At 69.2% G+C, this 17,646-nt stretch carries 15 protein-coding genes; 4 read left to right on the top strand and 11 right to left on the bottom strand.

Annotation, left to right across the window (positions count from 1 at the left end; genetic code table 11):
* Positions 1–8 precede the first annotated feature (8 nt).
* Positions 9–983: a Bug family tripartite tricarboxylate transporter substrate binding protein gene (locus AC3WQM_RS30660; protein ID WP_492683684.1), complete on the bottom strand. Its 975-nt coding sequence runs from the start codon at positions 981–983 to the stop codon at positions 9–11.
* Between the two features lie 113 nt (positions 984–1,096).
* Here AC3WQM_RS30660 and AC3WQM_RS30655 point away from each other — a divergent pair, with 113 nt between their 5' ends.
* Entirely contained in the window at positions 1,097–1,906 is an 810-nt protein-coding gene (locus tag AC3WQM_RS30655) for an IclR family transcriptional regulator (RefSeq protein ID WP_095948905.1), read from the top strand.
* A 10-nt stretch (positions 1,907–1,916) separates the two neighbouring features.
* Here AC3WQM_RS30655 and AC3WQM_RS30650 read toward each other — a convergent pair whose 3' ends face one another.
* Positions 1,917–2,744 (bottom strand): undecaprenyl-diphosphate phosphatase, encoded by an 828-nt coding sequence (locus tag AC3WQM_RS30650; RefSeq protein ID WP_492683683.1) that lies wholly within the window; start codon positions 2,742–2,744, stop codon positions 1,917–1,919.
* 182 nt (positions 2,745–2,926) lie between these two features.
* On the opposite strand from AC3WQM_RS30650, the gene AC3WQM_RS30645 reads away from it, so the two are divergent.
* Positions 2,927–3,784 (top strand): hypothetical protein, encoded by an 858-nt coding sequence (locus tag AC3WQM_RS30645; RefSeq protein ID WP_492683682.1) that lies wholly within the window; start codon positions 2,927–2,929, stop codon positions 3,782–3,784.
* On the opposite strand, the gene AC3WQM_RS30640 is transcribed toward AC3WQM_RS30645, so the two are convergent.
* The 3 genes from AC3WQM_RS30640 to AC3WQM_RS30630 are packed head-to-tail and all read right to left on the bottom strand — an operon-like array spanning position 3,776 to position 6,734.
* Positions 3,776–4,426 (bottom strand): aspartate/glutamate racemase family protein, encoded by a 651-nt coding sequence (locus AC3WQM_RS30640; protein WP_159276010.1) that lies wholly within the window; start codon positions 4,424–4,426, stop codon positions 3,776–3,778. The two genes, AC3WQM_RS30645 and AC3WQM_RS30640, sit on opposite strands and share 9 nt — an antisense overlap.
* 14 nt (positions 4,427–4,440) lie before the next feature.
* Complete coding sequence (locus tag AC3WQM_RS30635; protein WP_492683681.1) at positions 4,441–5,355, bottom strand: transporter substrate-binding domain-containing protein; 915 nt, start codon at positions 5,353–5,355, stop codon at positions 4,441–4,443.
* Between the two features lie 44 nt (positions 5,356–5,399).
* On the bottom strand, positions 5,400–6,734 hold the full coding sequence (locus tag AC3WQM_RS30630; protein ID WP_492683680.1) for an aspartate aminotransferase family protein: 1,335 nt from the start codon (positions 6,732–6,734) through the stop codon (positions 5,400–5,402).
* Between the two features lie 201 nt (positions 6,735–6,935).
* Between AC3WQM_RS30630 and AC3WQM_RS30625 the strand changes: the two genes are divergently transcribed.
* Positions 6,936–7,802: a MurR/RpiR family transcriptional regulator gene (locus AC3WQM_RS30625; RefSeq protein ID WP_492683679.1), complete on the top strand. Its 867-nt coding sequence runs from the start codon at positions 6,936–6,938 to the stop codon at positions 7,800–7,802.
* Positions 7,803–7,811: 9 nt separating this feature from the next.
* Here AC3WQM_RS30625 and AC3WQM_RS30620 read toward each other — a convergent pair whose 3' ends face one another.
* From AC3WQM_RS30620 to AC3WQM_RS30605, 4 genes are all read right to left on the bottom strand, one after another.
* Entirely contained in the window at positions 7,812–8,543 is a 732-nt protein-coding gene (locus AC3WQM_RS30620) for a GntR family transcriptional regulator (protein WP_492683678.1), read from the bottom strand.
* Positions 8,544–8,707: 164 nt separating this feature from the next.
* Positions 8,708–9,172 (bottom strand): (2Fe-2S)-binding protein, encoded by a 465-nt coding sequence (locus AC3WQM_RS30615; protein WP_492683677.1) that lies wholly within the window; start codon positions 9,170–9,172, stop codon positions 8,708–8,710.
* Between the two features lie 28 nt (positions 9,173–9,200).
* Positions 9,201–11,480 carry a xanthine dehydrogenase family protein molybdopterin-binding subunit gene (locus AC3WQM_RS30610; protein WP_492683676.1) on the bottom strand — a complete coding sequence of 760 codons (2,280 nt, stop codon included), beginning with the start codon at positions 11,478–11,480 and terminating at the stop codon, positions 9,201–9,203.
* A 57-nt stretch (positions 11,481–11,537) separates the two neighbouring features.
* Complete coding sequence (locus AC3WQM_RS30605) at positions 11,538–12,122, bottom strand: TetR/AcrR family transcriptional regulator (RefSeq protein WP_492683675.1); 585 nt, start codon at positions 12,120–12,122, stop codon at positions 11,538–11,540.
* A 161-nt stretch (positions 12,123–12,283) separates the two neighbouring features.
* On the opposite strand from AC3WQM_RS30605, the gene AC3WQM_RS30600 reads away from it, so the two are divergent.
* Positions 12,284–12,649 carry an SPW repeat protein gene (locus AC3WQM_RS30600; protein ID WP_492683674.1) on the top strand — a complete coding sequence of 122 codons (366 nt, stop codon included), beginning with the start codon at positions 12,284–12,286 and terminating at the stop codon, positions 12,647–12,649.
* Positions 12,650–12,781: 132 nt separating this feature from the next.
* Here the strand turns inward: AC3WQM_RS30600 and AC3WQM_RS30595 are convergent, their stop codons facing one another.
* Positions 12,782–14,281, bottom strand: a complete 1,500-nt coding sequence (locus tag AC3WQM_RS30595; protein ID WP_492683673.1) for an efflux transporter outer membrane subunit — start codon at positions 14,279–14,281, stop codon at positions 12,782–12,784.
* An 11-nt stretch (positions 14,282–14,292) separates the two neighbouring features.
* Entirely contained in the window at positions 14,293–17,556 is a 3,264-nt protein-coding gene (locus AC3WQM_RS30590) for an efflux RND transporter permease subunit (protein WP_492683672.1), read from the bottom strand.
* Positions 17,557–17,646: the final 90 nt, after the last annotated feature.

Below are 17,646 nucleotides of genomic sequence, written 5' to 3'. Positions count from 1 at the left end.
CAGCAGACTCAGTCGAGCGTGATCTTCAAATCACGGATCAGCTTGTGCCAACGCGCGGTCTCGGCCTTGAGCAGCTCGGTGTACTGCGCGGGCGTGTTGCCCACGGGCTCGACGCCGAAGTCGACCATGCGCTTGTTCACCGAGGGCTCGTGGATGGCGGCCACCAGCTGGCGGTTGAGCGTGTTCACCACGTCGGCCGGCGTGGCCGCGGGCACCACCACGCCGACCAGCGCGGCGGCTTCGACGTTCTTGTAGCCAAGCTCGGCGAAGGTGGGCACGTCGGGCAGTTGCGGCAGGCGCGTGGGGTTGGCCACGGCCAGCGGGCGCACCTTGCCGCCCTTGATGAAGCCGGCACCGGCGGCCATGTCGACCATCATGGCCGGCAGCTGCCCGCCGACCACGTCGGCCAGCGCGGGCGCCGCGCCGCGGTACGGCACGTGGACCATGAAGAGCTTGGCTTCCACCTTCAGCAGTTCCATCGCCAGGTGGTGCGGGCTGCCCGCGCCGGCCGAGGCGTAGTTGATGCCGCCCGGCTTGGCCTTGGCCTGCGCGATGAAGTCCTTGGCGGTGGCAAAGCCCGAGTTGGCGCCGACCACCAGGATCATCGGGAACTTGCCCATCAGCGTGACGGGCGCCAGATCCTTCGTGGGGCTGTAGCTCAGCGACTTGTACAGCGCCGGGTTGAACACCAGCGTGCCGTTGTCGGCCGAGAGCACGGTGTAGCCGTCGGCCGGGGCGCGCGCGGTTTCGGCGGCGGCCAGCGCGGTGTTGCCGCCGGGCTTGTTGTCCACCAGCACCGGCTGGCCGACCTGCGTCGACAGCGTCTGGGCGACGGTGCGCGCGAGGAAGTCGGAACCGCCGCCCGCTGCGTACGGCACGAGCCAGCGGATCGGCTTGTTCGGAAAGGCGGTCTGGGCGCTGGCGGCGGTGGCCAGGGCAGCCAGGGACAGGACCGCAAGGCCGCGGGCGAAGTGCTTCTTCATCGGGGTGTCTCCGGGGTAGAAATTGTGTATTGCGTAATTATCATACGCATTGCGTAATCACCGATCCACGGGTTTACCCGGCCATTGGGGCCGCCACCTAAGATGCCGACGACATGACCTCCCCCGCCGAAGCACCCTCTTCCCCTCCCCGCGAGCGCCGCCAGCGCGTGCAGTCCGCCGAGACCGGCATGGCCGTGCTCAAGGGCCTGGCGCACCTGGGCGGGCGCAGCAGCCTCACGGCGCTGGCCACCCACGTGGGCGAGAGCCCGGCCAAGGTGCACCGCTACCTCGCGAGCCTGATGGAAGAAAGCCTGGTGCGCCAGGACACCGCCTCGCAGCACTACTACCTGGGGCCCGAGGCGATCCAGATCGGCCTGGCCGCCATGCGCCAGGCCGACCCGATCCGCGCGGCCGAGCCCTGCCTGATCCGCCTGCGCGAATCGCTGGAGGTGACCTGCTTCGTCGCCGTGATGGGCAACAAGGGCCCGACCATCGTGCGCTTCGAGGAGCCGGGCCTGCCGGTGACGGTGAACGTGCGCGCCGGTTCGGTGATGTCGATGCTGTGGTCGGCCACCGGGCGCGCCTTCCTGGGCCTGCTCGACGAATCGCGCGTGGTGGCGCTGGCCGAGCAGGAACTGGCCGACGCCACCGAGGACATGCGGGCGCTGCTCGATGCCGACGACCCCATCGGCGCGCTGCGCCGCGAGGTGCAGCAGGCGCACTGCGCCATCGTGCGGGACACCTACCTGCGCGGCATCAGCGCCGTGGCGGCACCGGTGTACGACTACGCAGGAAGGGTGTGCGCCGTGATCACCGCGCTGGGCGCCACGGGCGGGTTCGACCCGGCCATCGACGGGCCGATCGCCATCGCCGTGCGGCGGGAGGCGAAGGCCGCCGGCGCGCTGCTGGGCGCGGCGGCCTGAGGCTGCTGGCTTATTCCGCCCAGACCACCGCGCCGGTCCACGCCGTGGCCAGCACCACGATGCCGAAGGCGATGCGATACCAGGCGAACGGCACGAAGCTGTGGCTGCTGATGTAGCGCAGCAGCCAGCGCACGCACAGCCAGGCGCTGATGAACGAGAACACCAGGCCCACCGCGAACAGCGGCAGGTCGGCCATCGACAGCGCCGCGCGCTCCTTGTAGACGCTGTACACGCCCGCGCCGATCAGCGTGGGAATGGCCAGGAAGAAAGAGAAGTCGGTCGCCGCCTGACGCGACAGGCCCAGCAGCATGCCGCCGATGATGGTCGAGCCGCTGCGGCTGGTGCCCGGAATCATCGCGAAACACTGCACCAGGCCCACCTTGAGCGCGTCCCACGGCGTCATGTCGTCCACGTGCTCGACGCGCACCGAGCCCGGTGGCCGCTTCTCGGCCCACAGGATGATGAAGCCGCCGATGATGAAGGTGCTGGCCACCACGGTCGGAATGAACAGGTGCGCCTTGATGACCTTGCCGAACAGCAGGCCCAGCACCACCGCCGGCAGGAAGCCGATGAAGATGTTCAGCGCCAGGCGCTGCGCCTTGGGCTGCCTGGGCAGCGCCACCACGGTGGAGCGGATCTTCTGCCAGTACACCAGGATCACCGCGAAGATCGCGCCGGTCTGGATGGCGATCTCGAAGACCTTGCCCCGGTCGTCGCCGAAGCCGCCGAGCAATGAGCCCGCAAGAATCAGATGGCCTGTCGACGAGATCGGGAGAAATTCAGTCAGACCCTCCACGATGCCCATGACAGCGGCCTTGGCCAGCAAAACGATATCCACGCGTACTCCTTGAAAGAGCGGCAATTATGGCGAGCCCCCCGGTCAGGCCCTGTTCAGGCGCCGTTGCGCCGGCGAAACGCCAGGCAGCCGACCCACGGAAATACCTAGTTCGGGTGATGTTCGACGTCGGCGCATTAATACATATTGGTAACAGTTATTCATCTGCGTCCGAAGGAGCATCCATGTCAACGTTCACCACCGGGAGTGAACTCGAGGCGTGCGTCGCTGAAGAACGCCCCTCGACGCTCGACGACCATGTCGAAGACCGTCTCAAGAGCCCCTGCCAACTGGAGCGGGAGCAGTGCCACGGCATGCTGCGCGTGGCCGAAGCCACCGGCGCCTCGGCCCACGAACTGCGTCAACTGACGCAGCGCCTGGCCGACATCGACCACTGCGGCGCCAGCGCCTGCATCGTCGCGCAGGGCCACGTGGAAGCCGACCGCATGGCCTCCGGCCTGCAGGCCGACGCCGCCTTGTGCATCGACTTCCGGCTGCTGGAGCCGCTGGGCCCGGCCCACGACAAGAAATGGTTCGCGCGCTGGAAGTTCTGGAGCTTCCTGCTCGGCGCGGCCGGCCCGGTGGCCGCGCTCACGCTGCAGGGCCTGGCGCTGCGCCCGGCCGAACCGCACGACGCGCACGCCGACCTGGTCGCCAGGTCGCGCAAGGTGCTCGAAAGCTGGCGCCGCACCTCCGACACCCTCTTCTGGCATGCAGTAGAAGACTACGTGCGCCAGCAGGCCTTCTCGCTCGAGACCCAGGCCTACCTGATGCACTGCGTGGCGTCGGTCTTCGCCGCCGAGGCGCCCATGCGGTCCAACGCCGAGCGCGAACGGCTGGCCGCCGTGCTCACCGACACCTACTGCGACGCACTCGGCACGGCGGCGACCATGCCCTCGTCGGACATCTACCGCCGCCTGGCGCAGGGCCTGGAAACCGACAGCGGCAACGCCGGCCCGGGCCGCCCGCTCGCGCGCGGCGAGGCGGCGCAGGTGGCGATGACCACGCTGTTCACGGTCGTCGGCAACGGCGGCTCACACTGAAGCTGAAGCACGCCGGCGCAGCGCGCGCACCGCGCTGTCGACCGTCGTCAGCACTGGCAGGCCGCTGGCCGCCTCGCAGGCGCCACGCGCCCGCGCCATGCTGAACTGAGCCAGGGCGATGCGCGTGCAGCCGCGCGCACGCAGCGCGGCCGCCTGTTCGGCGATGAGCGCGTCGTGGCGCTGCGTGTCGCCCGCATCGAGCGCGGCCAGCGCGCCCTCGGCCAGTGCGAGTTCGAGCGCCATGCCCGAAGGAAACTCCGGCGGCATCGATTCCAGCGTGCGCGCGAAAGTCGCGATCAGGCCCAGGCGGCCCTCGCCCTGCACGGCCTCCTCGATCATGGCCTCGTTGGGCTTGAGCACCGGAATGCCCGCATGCCGCTGCGCCACCGCCTCGATGCACGGCCCGAAGGCCGAGCAGGTGAAGAGAATGCCGCGCGCGCCCGTGTCCACCGCGTACTGCGCCAGCCGCTGGAAGCGCTCGTGCATCGCCGCGTCGAGCCCCTTGCCGTCGCGCGCGAGGTCGGCCGAAAGGCTGTCGTCCAGCAGGTTCATGCGCACGGCCTCGGGCCAGTCGCGTGCGAAGGCTTCGTTGATGGGGGCGACGGAATGCGAGAGCGCGTGGATGAGGGCGATGCGTGTCATGAAGTCAGGTGGGATCAGATGCCCTTGGACGACGGGTTGGCAAAGGCCTCCTTCGTCTCGGCATTGAGCGGGTAGTTGATGTTGATGCCCTTGGGCGGAATCGGCGACATGAACCACTTGCTGTAGAGCTTGTCCATCTCGCCGGACTTCATCATGCCCGACACCACGCGGTCCACCAGCGCCTTGAAGGCCGGATCGTCCTTGCGGAACATCAGCGACTGGTTCTCGGTGCGCAGGCTCTCGCCGGTGATGACGAAGTCCTTCGGGTTGCGCGCGTTGGCGATCTGGCCCGCGAGCAGGATGTCGTCCAGCACGAAAGCCTGCGCGCGACCGCTCTCGACCAGCAGGAACGAGTCGGTGTGGTCCTTGCCCGAGAGCTGGTTCACCTCGAGGCTGCGGCCCTTGTCGGCCGCGCGCAGCAGGCGGAACGACGTGGTGCCGGCGGTGGTGACCACCGTCTTGCCCTGCAGGTCGGCGATGCTCTTGATGCCCGAATCGGCCTTCACCAGCGTGCGCACGTTGTAGCGGAAGATGTCCGGCGAGAAAGCCACCTGCGACTGGCGCTCGACCAGGTTGGTGGTGGAGCCGCACTCGATGTCCACCGTGCCGTTCTGCACCAGCGGGATGCGGTTGGCCGACGTCACGGCCTGGTACTTGATGTCGAGGGCCGGCAGCTTCAGTTCGGTCTTCAGCGCGTCGACGATGCGGTTGCAGATCTCGATGCTGTAGCCCACGGGCTTGAGGTTGGCGTCCAGGTACGAGAAGCCGAACGAGGCCTCGCGGTAGCCGAAGGTGATGGCGCCGCTGGCCTTGATCTTGGCGAGCGTGTCGTTGGCGGCCTGCGCCTGCGCGGCGGTGGTCGGCACCAGGGCGGCACAGGCCAGCGCGAAGGCGGCGGCGATGGAAAGCGACAGGCGAAGCTGGGGCATGGAACGCTCCTCGGAACGGCGGTTGAAGAAAAAGGGGCGGTGGCTCAGCGCATCGCGTCGCGCGTGACCGCGTCGACCGAGGCCGTGAGCCGCGCGACGATCTCCTGCAGGTGGTCGCGCGTCGCGATGTACGGCGGCGCCAGCAGCACGTGGTCGCCCTGGCGCCCGTCCACCGTGCCGCCGAAGGGGTAGCACAGCAGGCCGCGCGCCATCGCGTCCTTCTTGAGGCGCGCATTGATGGCCAGGGCCGGATCGAAGGGCTGCTTGCTCGCGCGGTCGGCCACCAGCTCGACGCCCCAGAAGAAGCCGCGCCCGCGGATGTCGCCCACGTGCGGGTGATCGCCCAGCGCCTCGGCCAGCATCGCGCCGAAGGCCAAGCCGTCGTCGCGCACCTTGGCGACCAGGCCGTCGCGGCGGATCACCTGCTGCACCGCGAGCGCCGCCGCGCAGGCCATCGGATGGCCCAGGTAGGTGTGGCCGTGCTGGAAGAAGCCGCTGCCCTTGGACATGGCCTCGACGATGCGGCGCTGCGCCAACACCGCGCCGATCGGCTGGTAGCCGCCACCCAGGCCCTTGGCGATGGTCATCAGGTCGGGCACCACGCCCTCCTGCTCGCAGGCGTGCAGCGAACCGGTGCGGCCCATGCCGCACATCACCTCGTCGAGGATCAGCAGCACGCCGTACTTGTCGCACACGGCGCGCACGGCCTTGAAGTAGCCCGGCACCGGCGTGAGCACGCCGGCGGTGGCACCGCCCACGGTCTCGGCGACGAAGGCGATCACGCGGTCGGCGCCCTGCGCGACGATGGCTGCTTCGAGCTCGGCCGCCAGGCGCAGGCCGTACTGCTCGGCGCTTTCACCTTCGCGCTGCTCGCGGTAGGGGTAGCACGGCGCGACGTGCGTGGCCGGCACGAGGATCGGCGCGAAGGGCTCGCGCCGCCAGGCGTTGCCGCCCACCGCGAGCGCGCCCAGCGTGTTGCCGTGGTAGCTCTGGCGGCGCGCGATGAAGTGCGTGCGCTGCGGCTGGCCGATTTCCACGAAGTACTGGCGCGCCATCTTCAGCGCCGACTCCACCGCCTCGGAACCGCCGCTCACGAGGTACACGTGGCTCATGCCTTCGGGGGCAGAACCGATCAGTTCATCGGCCAGCTGCTCGGCCACCTCGCTAGTGAAGAAGCTGGTGTGGGCGTAGGCCAATTTGTCGATCTGCGCGTGCATGGCCGCCATCACCTCGGGATGGCCATGGCCGAGCGAGGACACGGCCGCGCCGCCCGAGGCGTCGAGGTACTCGCGCCCTTCGGCGTCGCGGATGAACATGCCCTGCGCGCTGGCGGCAACGGGCGGGGTCTGGCGAAGGTGGCGGTGGAAGACGTGCGTCATGGCGGCTGGCAACTGGACTGGGATTGGAACTAACGTTTCGGCCCAATTATTGTTTGGAACATTTGTTCCGTCAACTTCCGGGATTTCCCTGCTCCGGTACATTCGTTCCAGACACCGCACGAAAAGAGACACTGCCATGAGCGCTGCGCCGGGCCGCCCCAAGCAAGCTCGCACCGCAGTGCGAAGCACGAAGGTATTTCGATGAACGCCAAAGAACAGATCCGCCAACGCTTCAACGACCTGAGCCCTGCCCTGCAGCAGGTCGCGCGCTACGTGCTCGACCACCCGAACGAAGTGGTCACGGGTTCGATGCGCAATGTCGGCACGCGCGCACAGAGCACGCCGGCCACGCTGGTGCGTTTCGCCCAGCACCTGGGCTTCGAGGGCTGGCCGCAGCTGAAGGAGGCCTTCGCCGCCGACATGGGCCTGGGCACCGAGACCTACGGCGGGCGCGCCAAGCAGCTGGTGGGCCGTGTCGCCGACCAGAGCCTGGCGGGCGAGATGTTCGAGGTGCAGCGACGCAACCTGGAGCTCACGCACCAGCAGAGCGGGCCGGCGCTGCTCAAGGCCTGCGCGCTGCTGGAGAAGGCGCCGGCCGTGCACGCGGCGGGCTTTCGCGCCTGCTTTCCGATCGCCTTCTCGTTCGTGTACGTGTACCGGCTCTTTCGCACCAGCGTGCACCTGGTGGACGGCCAGGGCGGCTCGCTCGAGATGCAGCAGCGCGCCTTCGCCAAGGGCGACGCGCTGGTGGTGGCGAGCTTTGCGCCCTACTCGCGTGAAGCCTTGCAGGTGGCCGAGGCGGCAAAGGCGGCCGGCTGCCGCATCGTGGCGATCACCGACAGCGTGACCTCGCCGCTGTCGCTGCTGGCGGACGAGACGCTGCTCTTCACCATCCACAGCCCCTCGTTCTTCCCCTCGGTCGCCGCCGGCGTGGCCGTGACGGAAGCGCTGGTCGAGCTGCTGGCGAGCCGCGCGGGCAAGCCGGTGATCCGGCGCATCGACCAGGCCGAGGCGCAGCTGTTCGAGTCGGGGGCCTACCTCATGGCGCCGGTGGCGCGCGGCGGCTGAGAGACGAAATCAGGCGAGCGCGCGGGTGCGGCCAGCGCTCTGGCGCAGGTAGAGCACCAGCAGGTCGCGGTTGGCGTTGATGTGCTCGCGCATGGCGGCTTCGGCGCCCGCCGCTTCCTGCCGGCCGAGCGCCTCGACGATGCATCGGTGCTCTTCCAGCGCCTGCAGGGCCTGGCCGTGCCGGTACATCAGCATCGCGGCGTCGTGCTTGTGCGGGCGCGAGCGGCTGTCGAAGATCACCGGCAGCTGGCAGGCGCGCTGCACGGCCTCGCTGAGCCAGCGGTTGTCGGCCAGCGACAGCAGCTTGTGGTGGAAGGCCTGGTTCAGGTCCTGCCACTGATCGGCCCGCTCGTCGGTCCAGTCGCCATCGGCGTGCAGCAGCGCGTGCTGCTCGTCGACCATGGCCGTCAGTTCGGCCAGCGCCTCGCCGCCCAGGCCGCGCTCGCTGAGCAGGCGGCAGCCCATGCCTTCGAGCGTGGCGCGCACGCTGAAGGCGTCGAACACGTCCTTGGCGTCGAAACGGCGCACCTGGAAACCCCGCTGCGGGTGGTAGACCAACAGCCCCTCATCGGCCAGCCGCGCCATCGCGCCGCGCACAGGGGTGCGCGACACGCCGAGCTCGTTGGCGAGCGAAATCTCCATCAGGTGGGCGCCGGGAGCGATCGCACCGTCGAAGATGCGGGTGCGCAACGTGTCGGCCACGGACAGCACGCGCGTCCGCGAGGGGTCTGGGGGGGTCATCGAAAGTCGAAAACAGGGGACGGCCCGAAGCAGGCCGCGCGGATGGTACGGCGGCGTATCGAAGCTTCATATCCCCAATTTCCGTAAAAATCCCGTTCTGGCGACTTTTTCGATAGTTACGTAGAAATTATTAACTTCTGTAAACAACAACCCCGGTTTCTGCGTTAACGCCCCACCGTTTCGGCCGCCCGATGGATCGCCACGCGAATCCGCGGGTAGGTGCCGCAGCGGCAGATGTTGCCGCGCATGGCGTCCGACACCTGGTCGTCGCTGGGTTTGGGCGTGGTCTTGAGCAGCGCGCAGGCCGACATCAGCTGGCCGCTCTGGCAGTAGCCGCACTGCACCACGTCGACCTCGGTCCAGGCCGCGCGCAGGGCGTCGGCTTCCCGGCCCTTCAGGCCCTCGATGGTGGTGATTTCGCGCCCGCCCACGGCCTCCAGCGGGGTGACGCAGGAGCGCACGGCCTGGCCGTCCAGGTGCACGGTGCAGGCGCCGCACAGCGCCTTGCCGCAGCCGAACTTGGTGCCGACGAGCTTCATCTCGCCGCGCAGCACCCACAGCAGCGGGGTGTCGGGCTCGGCGCTCACGGTGGCGGTCTGGCCGTTGATCTTCAGCGTGGTGGTGGTCATGGGGTGTCTTTCTTGCTGTTCTGGGAGATCAGGCCAGCCGCAGAGGCAGGCTGCGCAGGCGCTGGCCGGTCAGCGCGAACACGGCGTTGGCCACGGCGGGCGCGATGGGCGGCGTGCCCGGCTCGCCCACGCCGCCGGGCGGCACCTCGGCGCCGGTGCCGGCGAGGATGTCGACCTCGATCACCGGGCACTCGTCGATGCGCAGCGGCGTGTAGTCGTGGAAGTTGCTCTGCTGCACCTGGCCGCGCGCCACGGTGATCTCGCCGCGCAGCGCGGCCGACAGGCCGAACACGATGCCGCCTTCCATCTGCTGGCGGATCAGGTTCGGGTTGACCGGCAGGCCGCAGTCGATCACGCACACCACGCGGTGCACGCGGATCTGCCGCTCGGGCGTCACCGACACCTCGGCCACCTGCGCCACGATGCTGCCGAAGGCCCGGTGAATGGCCACGCCGCGCGCGCGCTTCGTGCCGTCGGGCCCGTCGGCCAGCGGCTCGCCCCACTTCGAGAGTTCGGCCACGCGCTTGAGCACCGCCAGGTGGCGTGCGTCCTTGGCGAGCAGACCGGCGCGGAAAGCCACCGGGTCCTTGCCGGCGGCGACGGCGCATTCGTCGATGAAGCTCTCGACGAAGAAGCCGTTCTGCGAATGCGCCACCGAGCGCCAGATGCCGGTGGTGACGGCCGATTCGACCGGCACGTGCGCCACGCGGGCCTGCGGAAAGTCGTAGGCGGTGTTCCAGGCGCCGTCGGTCGAGTTGTCCATGAACGACGGCGCACCCAGGCTGGAGCCGGCGCTGGTGGTCTGCCACGCGACCAGTGCGCCCGCCGCGTCGAAACCGGCCTTGCACAGCGCCACGTAGGCCGGGCGGTAGAAGTCGTGCGTCATGTCTTCCTCGCGCGACCAGATCAGTTGCACCGGTGCGCCGCCGGCCTCGCGTGCGAGCTGCGCGGCCTGCACCAGGAAGTCGATGAAGTAGCGCCGCCCGAAGCCGCCGCCCAGGTAGGTGACGTGCAGCGTGACCTTGTCGGCATCGATGCCCAGCGTCTTGGCGACCGCCGCGCGCGCGAAGCCCGGCGCCTGCGTGGGCGCCCAGACGGTGGCGGCGCCGTCCTTGAACTGCACGGTGCAGTTCATCGGCTCCATGGTGGCGTGCGCCAGGAAAGGCACGCGGTACTCGACCTCGATCGTGCGCGCGGCGGACTTCAGCGCCGCCGCCACGCCGCCGGTATCGAGGCGTGCATTGCCCGCTTCGGCGTCGAGCGTGCGCGCGAGGCGGTCGATCATCTCGGCGCTCGACAGGCTCGCGGCCGGACCGTGGTCCCATTCGATGTCGACCTGCTTCAGCGCGCGCATCGCGTGGTACGGCGTGTCGGCGATCACCGCGACGCCGCCCGCCGTGCTGCCCGTGCCGACGAGGCTCGCGGCCACTGGCTCCAGCGCCATCACCTTGCGCACGCCGGGCAGCGCCTCGGCGGCTTTCGCATCGAAGCGCGCGACGCGGCCGGCCAGCGTCGGGCACATGGCGATGCTGGCGTACAGCAAGCCCGGCGGCAGCACGTCGATGCCGTAGGTGGCGGTGCCGTTGAGCTTGCCGGCGTTGTCGATGCGCCGCTGCGGCTGGCCGATGACGCGGAAGTCGGCTTGTGCCTTGAGCTTCACCGCCGTGGGCAGGGGCTGCTGCGCGGCCTTTGCCGCGAGTTCGCCGAAGCGCGCGCTGCGGTTGGACGCCGGGTGCAGCACGCGGCCCGCTTCCGTGCGGCATTCGCTGGCGGGCACCTGCCACTGCGCCGCCGCCGCACCCACCAGCATGAGCCGCGCCGAGGCGCCGGCCTCGCGCACCGGGCCCCACTGGTCGGTGACGCTCGACGAACCGCCCGTGCCCGAGAGCCCCGGGATCGTGCGCAGCAGCTTGCCCACGACCTGGTGCGCCGCGCGCTTGCCGAAGCCCTCGTCGCCGGGCTTGAAGGGCAGCGCGTCGAGGATCATGGCCTGGTTGTTGTAGATGGCGTCGAAGCCGGCCTGCTCGAGCCGCACCTGCGACATCGAGGCGTCCATCTCCTCGGCCAGCAGCATCGCCAGGCCGGTGTGCGTACCCTGCCCCATCTCGGATTGCGTCATCACCAGCGTGACCGTGTCGTCACTGCCCACCTTGACCCAGCCGTTGAGCGCGACCTGCCCGTTGCCCGCCGGCAGCGGCGCGCCGGGTACGAGGCGCGAAGCCGCCGGCGTGGCGGCCCAGCCGACGACCAGGGCGCCGGCGGCCCCGAGGGTGCCGAGCACGAAGTGGCGGCGTTTGAGTTGAGGCATGGCGTGGTCTTTCTTCGGTGGGTCTTGTCGTTCGTGCGGGAGGTGGGGTCGTCGTCGTCAGGGCGGCACGGCGATGCCTCGCCAGAAAATCTCGAAGCCAGCTTCGGCGTAGTCAAAGGCCTCTTGTTCATCACCGGCCTGCGCGATGTAGCCGACGGTGGTCTCGGCCATGGCGGTCAACATCGCGCCCAGGAATTCCATCGGCCGCTCGACGACTTCGCCGCGCCGCATGCAGTCTTGCGCCACCGCCTCCAGCCGCGCGAACGGCGCCATGCCGGCGGCGCGGCTCTCGTCGCTCAGTTCGTCCGACACCTTGAGCTGCGCCAGCACGCGCAGCTTGCCGGGATGCGCCACGCCCCATTGCACATAGCGGTCCCAGATGTGGTGGAACTGGGTGCGCGGGTCGGCGGCTTCGGGCCAGTCGGCCAGCATCACGCCGGCCAGCTCGGTCTTCAGCACGCGGTACAGCGCGTCGGTCAGCAGCGCCTTGCTTGCGAAGTAGGTGAACAGCGTGCCCTCGGCCACACCCGCGGTGCGCGAGATCGCCGAGGTCGGCGTGGCCCACACGCCGCGCCGGCCGAACTCGACCAGCGCCGCCTCGAGGATCGCGTTGTGCTTGTCTGCGCTGCGGGGTCGGGCCATGCGTCGATGATCTCCATCGTTCGTTTAAATGAGTGCGCACTCAAGTATAGGAACGCAGCGCCGATCCGCAAGCCCCCGCTGCGTTGGCCCCGTGGAACCACGGCGTAACACAACGATCCAACCAGAGTCGTGGCGTCGTGCTGCGACAGGAGGTAACGACCATGAAGCATGTGAAGCATTGGCAGGACCCCGTCAACGCCGTCGCCGGTGTGTGGCTGATCGTCTCGCCATGGGTACTGGGCTTTCAGGGCAATTCGCTCGCCATGTGGACCATGGTGGCGACCGGCATCCTGCTGGGCGCCGTGGCCTTGGGCGCGACCTTCGTGCCGCACCAGTGGGAAGAGTGGACCGAAGTGGCGCTGGCAGCCTGGCTGGCGGTGTCGCCCTGGTTGCTCAACTTCCGCATGGTCGAGCCGGCGCTGGTCAACGCGGTGCTGATTGCCGCGCTGATCATGGTGCTCGCCCTCTGGGTCCTGGTGACAGACAAGGACTACCTGGGCGGTGCCATCGACCGTCCGGCGCACTGATGGGGAGAGAGCGATAGTGTGAGCGCCGAGCGGTGACCACCGCCGCGAAGCGACGACGCCCGGTCCGGTGTTCGCGCCGAGCCGGGCCGACGGGCCAGGCAGGTTCCCATGCCCGCCCGCGACGCCCGCCCCTTACGGTGTGCGGGAAGCGGCGTTGTTGTTTGAAGTGCTGTTGCCGGCCGGGCGGGCATCGCCCATCCAGTCGGCCTGCCAGCCGCCGCCCATGGCCTGGATCAGCGCGATTGCCGCGGCCTGGCGATTGACCTGAAGCTGCACGAGCGCGCGCCGCGCGCTCAGTGCAGCGGCCTGCGCCTGCACCACATCGGTGTAGCTCACCTGCCCCGCACGATACCGGTTGAGCAACTGCTGCTCCGTCTTGTCGGCCGCCGCCGTGGCCTCGCGGCGCAAGCCTTCCTGCTGCGCCAGCGTGGCGCCGGTGGTCAACTGGTCTTCGACGGTCTGGAACGCGGCCAGCACGGTCTGGCGGTAGCGCGCCACGCTGGCCTCGTGGCCGGCCTTGGCGGCATCGACGCTGGCGCTGATGGCGCCCGCATCGAACACCACCTGCGCCACCGACAGGCCCAGCCCCCACAACGTGTTGGTCGCGCCGAAGAGGTCTTTCACGCGGCTCGCGTTGCTGCCGACCGAGGCCGTGAGCGAGATGTTCGGGTAGTAGGCCGAGCGCGCCACGCCGATCTGCGCATTGGCCGCGGCCACCGCGCGCTCCGCCGCTGCGATGTCGGGGCGGCGCTGCAGCAGCGTCGAGGGCACGCCGGTCGGCACGCCGGGCACCGTGGGCGTCCAGCGCGCGGGCGGCAGGCTGAAGTCGGCCGGCGCCACGCCCACCAGCATCGCGATGGCGTGCTCCAGCGTGGCACGCGTGCGCTGCAGGCCCACGCGGTCGGCCTTGGCATTCACCAGCTGCGTCTGCGCCTGCAGCACGTCGGTCTGCGCCGCAATGCCGGCGGCGTAGCGGTTGCTCGTGATCTCGAAGGCGCGCTGGTAGCCGAGGATGGTTTCGTCGAGCAGCACGATCTCGGCATCAGCCTCGCGCAGCGAGAAGTAGTTGGTGGCCAGGGCGCCGACGGCCGACAGCCGCGCCGAGGCCAGGTCGGCCTCGCTGGCCTGTGCGTTGGCCTGCGCGCTGTTCACGGTTTCGCGCAGGCGGCCCCACACGTCGGGCGTCCAGCTCGCGCCCAGCGTGGCGCCGAAGGTGTTCGACGGGCTGGCCGAGGCGTTGCCGCCCACCGTGCCCGAGCGCTTGCCGCTGCCGTCGAACGACACCGACGGGAACAGCCCCGCGCGCTGCTCGCGCACCAGCGCCTGCGCTTGCGTGTAGCTGGCGACGGCGGCGGCGATGTTCTGGTTCGACACCTGCACGCGCCCCGCGAGTTCGTCGAGCGTGGCATCACCGAAGAGCTTCCACCACTCGCCGCGATCGAGCGCGTCGGCCGGCGCGGCGGGCAGCCAGCCGTCGGCGGCGGGCTGTTCCTTCCAGCCGGCCGATGCCGCCGACTCGGGCACCTTGTAGGCCGGGCCCACAGCACAGCCGGCGAGCACGGCGGCCAGCGCGAGCGTGCTCAGCGCGAAGAAGCGGCGTGAAGGGCCGAGAGAAGAGAAGGAGGCATTCATGGTCATGGATCTCAGGCGGCCGTGGCGCGGCCCAGCGCGTGTTCGTTCTTGCCGCGGCGGCGCAGTTTGTCGAGCAGCAGGTACACCACCGGCGTGGTGAGCAGCGTCAGCAACTGGCTCGCGATGAGCCCGCCGATGATCGCCACGCCCAGCGGCCGGCGCAGCTCGGCGCCCTCGCCGAAGCCGATGGCCAGCGGCAGCGCGCCGAGCGCGGCGGCCAGCGTGGTCATCAGGATCGGGCGGAAGCGCAGCAGGCAGGCCTCGCGCACCGCCTCGAGCGGGCTCAGGCCGCGCGAGCGCTCGGCCTCCAGCGCGAAGTCGATGATCAGGATGGCGTTCTTCTTCACGATGCCGATCAGCAGGAACACGCCGATCAGCGCGATGATGGAAAACTCCATGCGGAACATCAAGAGCGCCAGCACCGCGCCCACGCCGGCCGAAGGCAAGGTCGAGAGCACCGTCACCGGATGCACCAGGCTCTCGTACAGGATGCCCAGCACGATGTAGATCACCACCAGCGCCGCCAGGATCAGCATCGCCTGCTGCCCCTGCGACTGCTGCGCGCTCAGCGCGGTGCCGGCAAAGGCGCCGCGCACATTCGTCGGCATGGCGATGTTGGCCTCGGCCTTGGCGATGGCCTCGCGCGCGTCGCCGAGGTTGGCGCCCTCGGCCAGGTTGAACGAGATGGTGGTGGCGAGTTCGCCGTCCTCGTGGCTCACCGACGTGGCCACCGACTGCTCCTCGAACTTCGCCACCGCCGACAGCGGCACCAGCGCGGTGGCCGTGTTGCTCAGCACGTTGCCGGTCGAGGCGTTGCGCGAGCCGGCGTTGGCCGACACCGGCACCGTCGCGACGGCACTGGTGGAGGCCGCCTTGCTGCCCGTGGATGCCGTGGTCGTTGCCGCCACCTGCGTGGTCACGGCCTGCCCCGCGACCACCGAGGTCTTCGTGGCCGGCACGTACACGTCACGCAGCGCGTTCGGGCTGCGCGTGTAGGCCGGCGCCCACTCCATCACCACGTGGTACTGGTTGAGCTCGGTGTAGATCGTGGCCACCTGCCGCTGGCCGAAGGCGTTGTACAGCGCGTTGTCGATGGCGGTGGAGGTCAGCCCCAGGCGCCGCGCGCTGTCGGGGTCGACCTTGGCCACCGTCTCCACGCCGTTCTGGTCCTGGTCGGTGTCGATGTCGGTCAGCGTGGGCTGCTGCTTCATCTCGTCGGCCAGCTTCACGGCCCAGGTGCGCAGGTCGGCCAGGCTGTCGCTCTTGAGCGTGTACTGGTAGGTGGAGTTGCTGGAGCGCCCGCCCGAGCGCACGTCCTGCACCGGGCCGAGGAACACGCGCAGCCCCGTCACCTGCGCCAGCTGCGGGCGCAGCCGCGCGATCACCGCCAGGCCGCTGTCCTTGCGCTGGTTCGCCGGCTTCAGGTTGACGAACATGAAGCCGCCGCCCGCGCGCCCGCCGCCCGTGAAGCCCACCACGGTGTCGACCGCTTCGTCCTTGCGGATGATGTCGACCACCTCGCGCAGCTTGGCGCCCATGGCCTGCGACGAAATGCTCTGGTCGGCGCGCAGGCCGCCGTTGAGCTGGCCGCTGTCCTGCTGCGGGAAGAAGCCCTTGGGCGCCGCGCTGAACAGGTAGACGTTGAGGCCCACCACCGCCAGCAGCACGACCATGACGATCGCCTTGCTGTCCAGCGCCCAGTCGAGTGCGCTCTCGTAGCGCTTGAGCATCCAGTCGTAGCTGCGCGCCGCGGCGCGGCCGAAGCGACCTTGCGGCTTGTTCTTTTCGTGCTCGCCGCCGGGCTTGAGCATCCACGCGCACATCATCGGCGTGGTGGTGAGCGAGATGACCAGCGAGATCAGCACCGCCGCCGACAGCGTGACCGCGAACTCGCGGAACAGCCGCCCCACCTGCCCGCCCATGAACAGCAGCGGAATAAACACCGCCACCAGCGACACGCTGATCGACAGCACCGTGAAGCCCACTTCCTGCGCACCGAGCAGCGCCGCCTTCATGCGCGACATGCCCGATTCGATGTGTCGGCTGGTGTTCTCCAGCACCACGATGGCGTCGTCCACCACGAAGCCCGTGGCCACCGTGAGCGCCATCAGGCTCAGGTTGTTGAGGCTGAAGCCCAGCAGGTGCATCACCCCGAACGTGCCCAAGAGCGCCACCACCGTGGCCACCGCCGGCACCACCGTCGCGCGCACGCTGCGCAGGAAGAGGCTGACCACCAGCACGACGAGCAGCACCGCGATGACCAGCGTCATCTCCACCTCGCGCAGCGAGCTGCGGATGGAGTTGGTGCTGTCCGAGGCGACCTGCAGCGTCACGTCCGGCGGCAGTTGCGCCTGCAGTTCGGGCAGCAGCGCGCGCACGTTGTCGACGGTCTCGATGATGTTGGCCGAGGGCTGGCGCGTGATCAGCACGATGATCGCTGGCTCGCCGTTGAACAGGCCCAGCGTGCGCGTGTCTTCCACGCCGTCGATCACGTCGGCCACCTCGCGCAGCCGCACCGCCGCGCCGTTGCGCCAGGCCACGACCATCGAGGCGTAGTCGCTTGCGCGCAGTGCCGGGGTCTGGGTGTAGATCTGCAGCTTGCGTCCCTCTCCCTGCACCATGCCTTTGGGACGGTTCGCATTCGACGCCTGGATGGCAGCGCGCACGTCTTCGGTGCTGATGCCGTAGCGGTTGAGGGCGAAGGGGAGCAGTTCGATGCGCACCGCGGGGAGCGAACCGCCGCCGATCTCCACGTCGCCTACGCCGTCTACTTGAGACAGGCGCTGGCTGACGATGTTGGAGACGGCGTCGTAGATCTGGCCTGGGGTCTTTGTTTTGGACGTCAGGGCCAGGATGATGACTGGCGACGCAGCCGGGTTGGCTTTGCGGTAGGTGGGGTTGCTTCTTAATGTCGCTGGCAGGTCTACGCGGCTGGCGTTGATGGCGGCCTGGACTTCTCTGGCGGCGCCGTCGATGTTGCGGCTGAGGTCGAACTGCAGGGTGACTCGGGAGGAGCCTACCGAGCTGGTGGACGTCATTTCGTTGACGCCTGCGATGGTTCCCAGGTGTCTTTCCAGTGGCGTGGCGACGCTTGTTGCCATCGTCTCGGGGCTGGCTCCTGGGATCGAGGCTCTTACTGAGATGACTGGGTAGTCGACCTGAGGGAGGGGGGAGACTGGGAGGACGAAGAACGCGGCGATTCCTGCCAGGGCGATGCCTATGGTCAGGAGGACTGTGCCTATGGGGCGGCGGACGAAAGGACGCGACAGGTTCATCGCCGTGCCTCGTTTTGCTTCCCGAGGCCGGGTCTCGCCCCGGCAGGCGACCTACTTTTCTTTGCTTCGCCAAAGAAACGTAGGCAAAAG

The organism is Variovorax sp. FW301-JW7 (assembly GCF_058788795.1).
Note: the sequence above shows the minus strand (reverse complement) of the source record. Positions and strands in the feature narration are given on the sequence as shown.

What these genes read in the sequence shown, in the direction of transcription:
- AC3WQM_RS30660 (WP_492683684.1), bottom strand. Translation starts at nt 983, where the DNA reads ATGAAGAAGCACTTCGCCCGCGGCCTTGCGGTCCTGTCCCTGGCTGCC.
- AC3WQM_RS30605 (WP_492683675.1), bottom strand. Translation starts at nt 12,122, where the DNA reads ATGGCCCGACCCCGCAGCGCAGACAAGCACAACGCGATCCTCGAGGCG.
- AC3WQM_RS30590 (WP_492683672.1), bottom strand. Translation starts at nt 17,556, where the DNA reads ATGAACCTGTCGCGTCCTTTCGTCCGCCGCCCCATAGGCACAGTCCTC.
- AC3WQM_RS30630 (WP_492683680.1), bottom strand. Translation starts at nt 6,734, where the DNA reads ATGACGCACGTCTTCCACCGCCACCTTCGCCAGACCCCGCCCGTTGCC.
- AC3WQM_RS30610 (WP_492683676.1), bottom strand. Translation starts at nt 11,480, where the DNA reads ATGCCTCAACTCAAACGCCGCCACTTCGTGCTCGGCACCCTCGGGGCC.
- AC3WQM_RS30655 (WP_095948905.1), top strand. Translation starts at nt 1,097, where the DNA reads ATGACCTCCCCCGCCGAAGCACCCTCTTCCCCTCCCCGCGAGCGCCGC.
- AC3WQM_RS30600 (WP_492683674.1), top strand. Translation starts at nt 12,284, where the DNA reads ATGAAGCATGTGAAGCATTGGCAGGACCCCGTCAACGCCGTCGCCGGT.
- AC3WQM_RS30625 (WP_492683679.1), top strand. Translation starts at nt 6,936, where the DNA reads ATGAACGCCAAAGAACAGATCCGCCAACGCTTCAACGACCTGAGCCCT.
- AC3WQM_RS30615 (WP_492683677.1), bottom strand. Translation starts at nt 9,172, where the DNA reads ATGACCACCACCACGCTGAAGATCAACGGCCAGACCGCCACCGTGAGC.
- AC3WQM_RS30640 (WP_159276010.1), bottom strand. Translation starts at nt 4,426, where the DNA reads ATGACACGCATCGCCCTCATCCACGCGCTCTCGCATTCCGTCGCCCCC.
- AC3WQM_RS30595 (WP_492683673.1), bottom strand. Translation starts at nt 14,281, where the DNA reads ATGAATGCCTCCTTCTCTTCTCTCGGCCCTTCACGCCGCTTCTTCGCG.
- AC3WQM_RS30620 (WP_492683678.1), bottom strand. Translation starts at nt 8,543, where the DNA reads ATGACCCCCCCAGACCCCTCGCGGACGCGCGTGCTGTCCGTGGCCGAC.
- AC3WQM_RS30645 (WP_492683682.1), top strand. Translation starts at nt 2,927, where the DNA reads ATGTCAACGTTCACCACCGGGAGTGAACTCGAGGCGTGCGTCGCTGAA.
- AC3WQM_RS30635 (WP_492683681.1), bottom strand. Translation starts at nt 5,355, where the DNA reads ATGCCCCAGCTTCGCCTGTCGCTTTCCATCGCCGCCGCCTTCGCGCTG.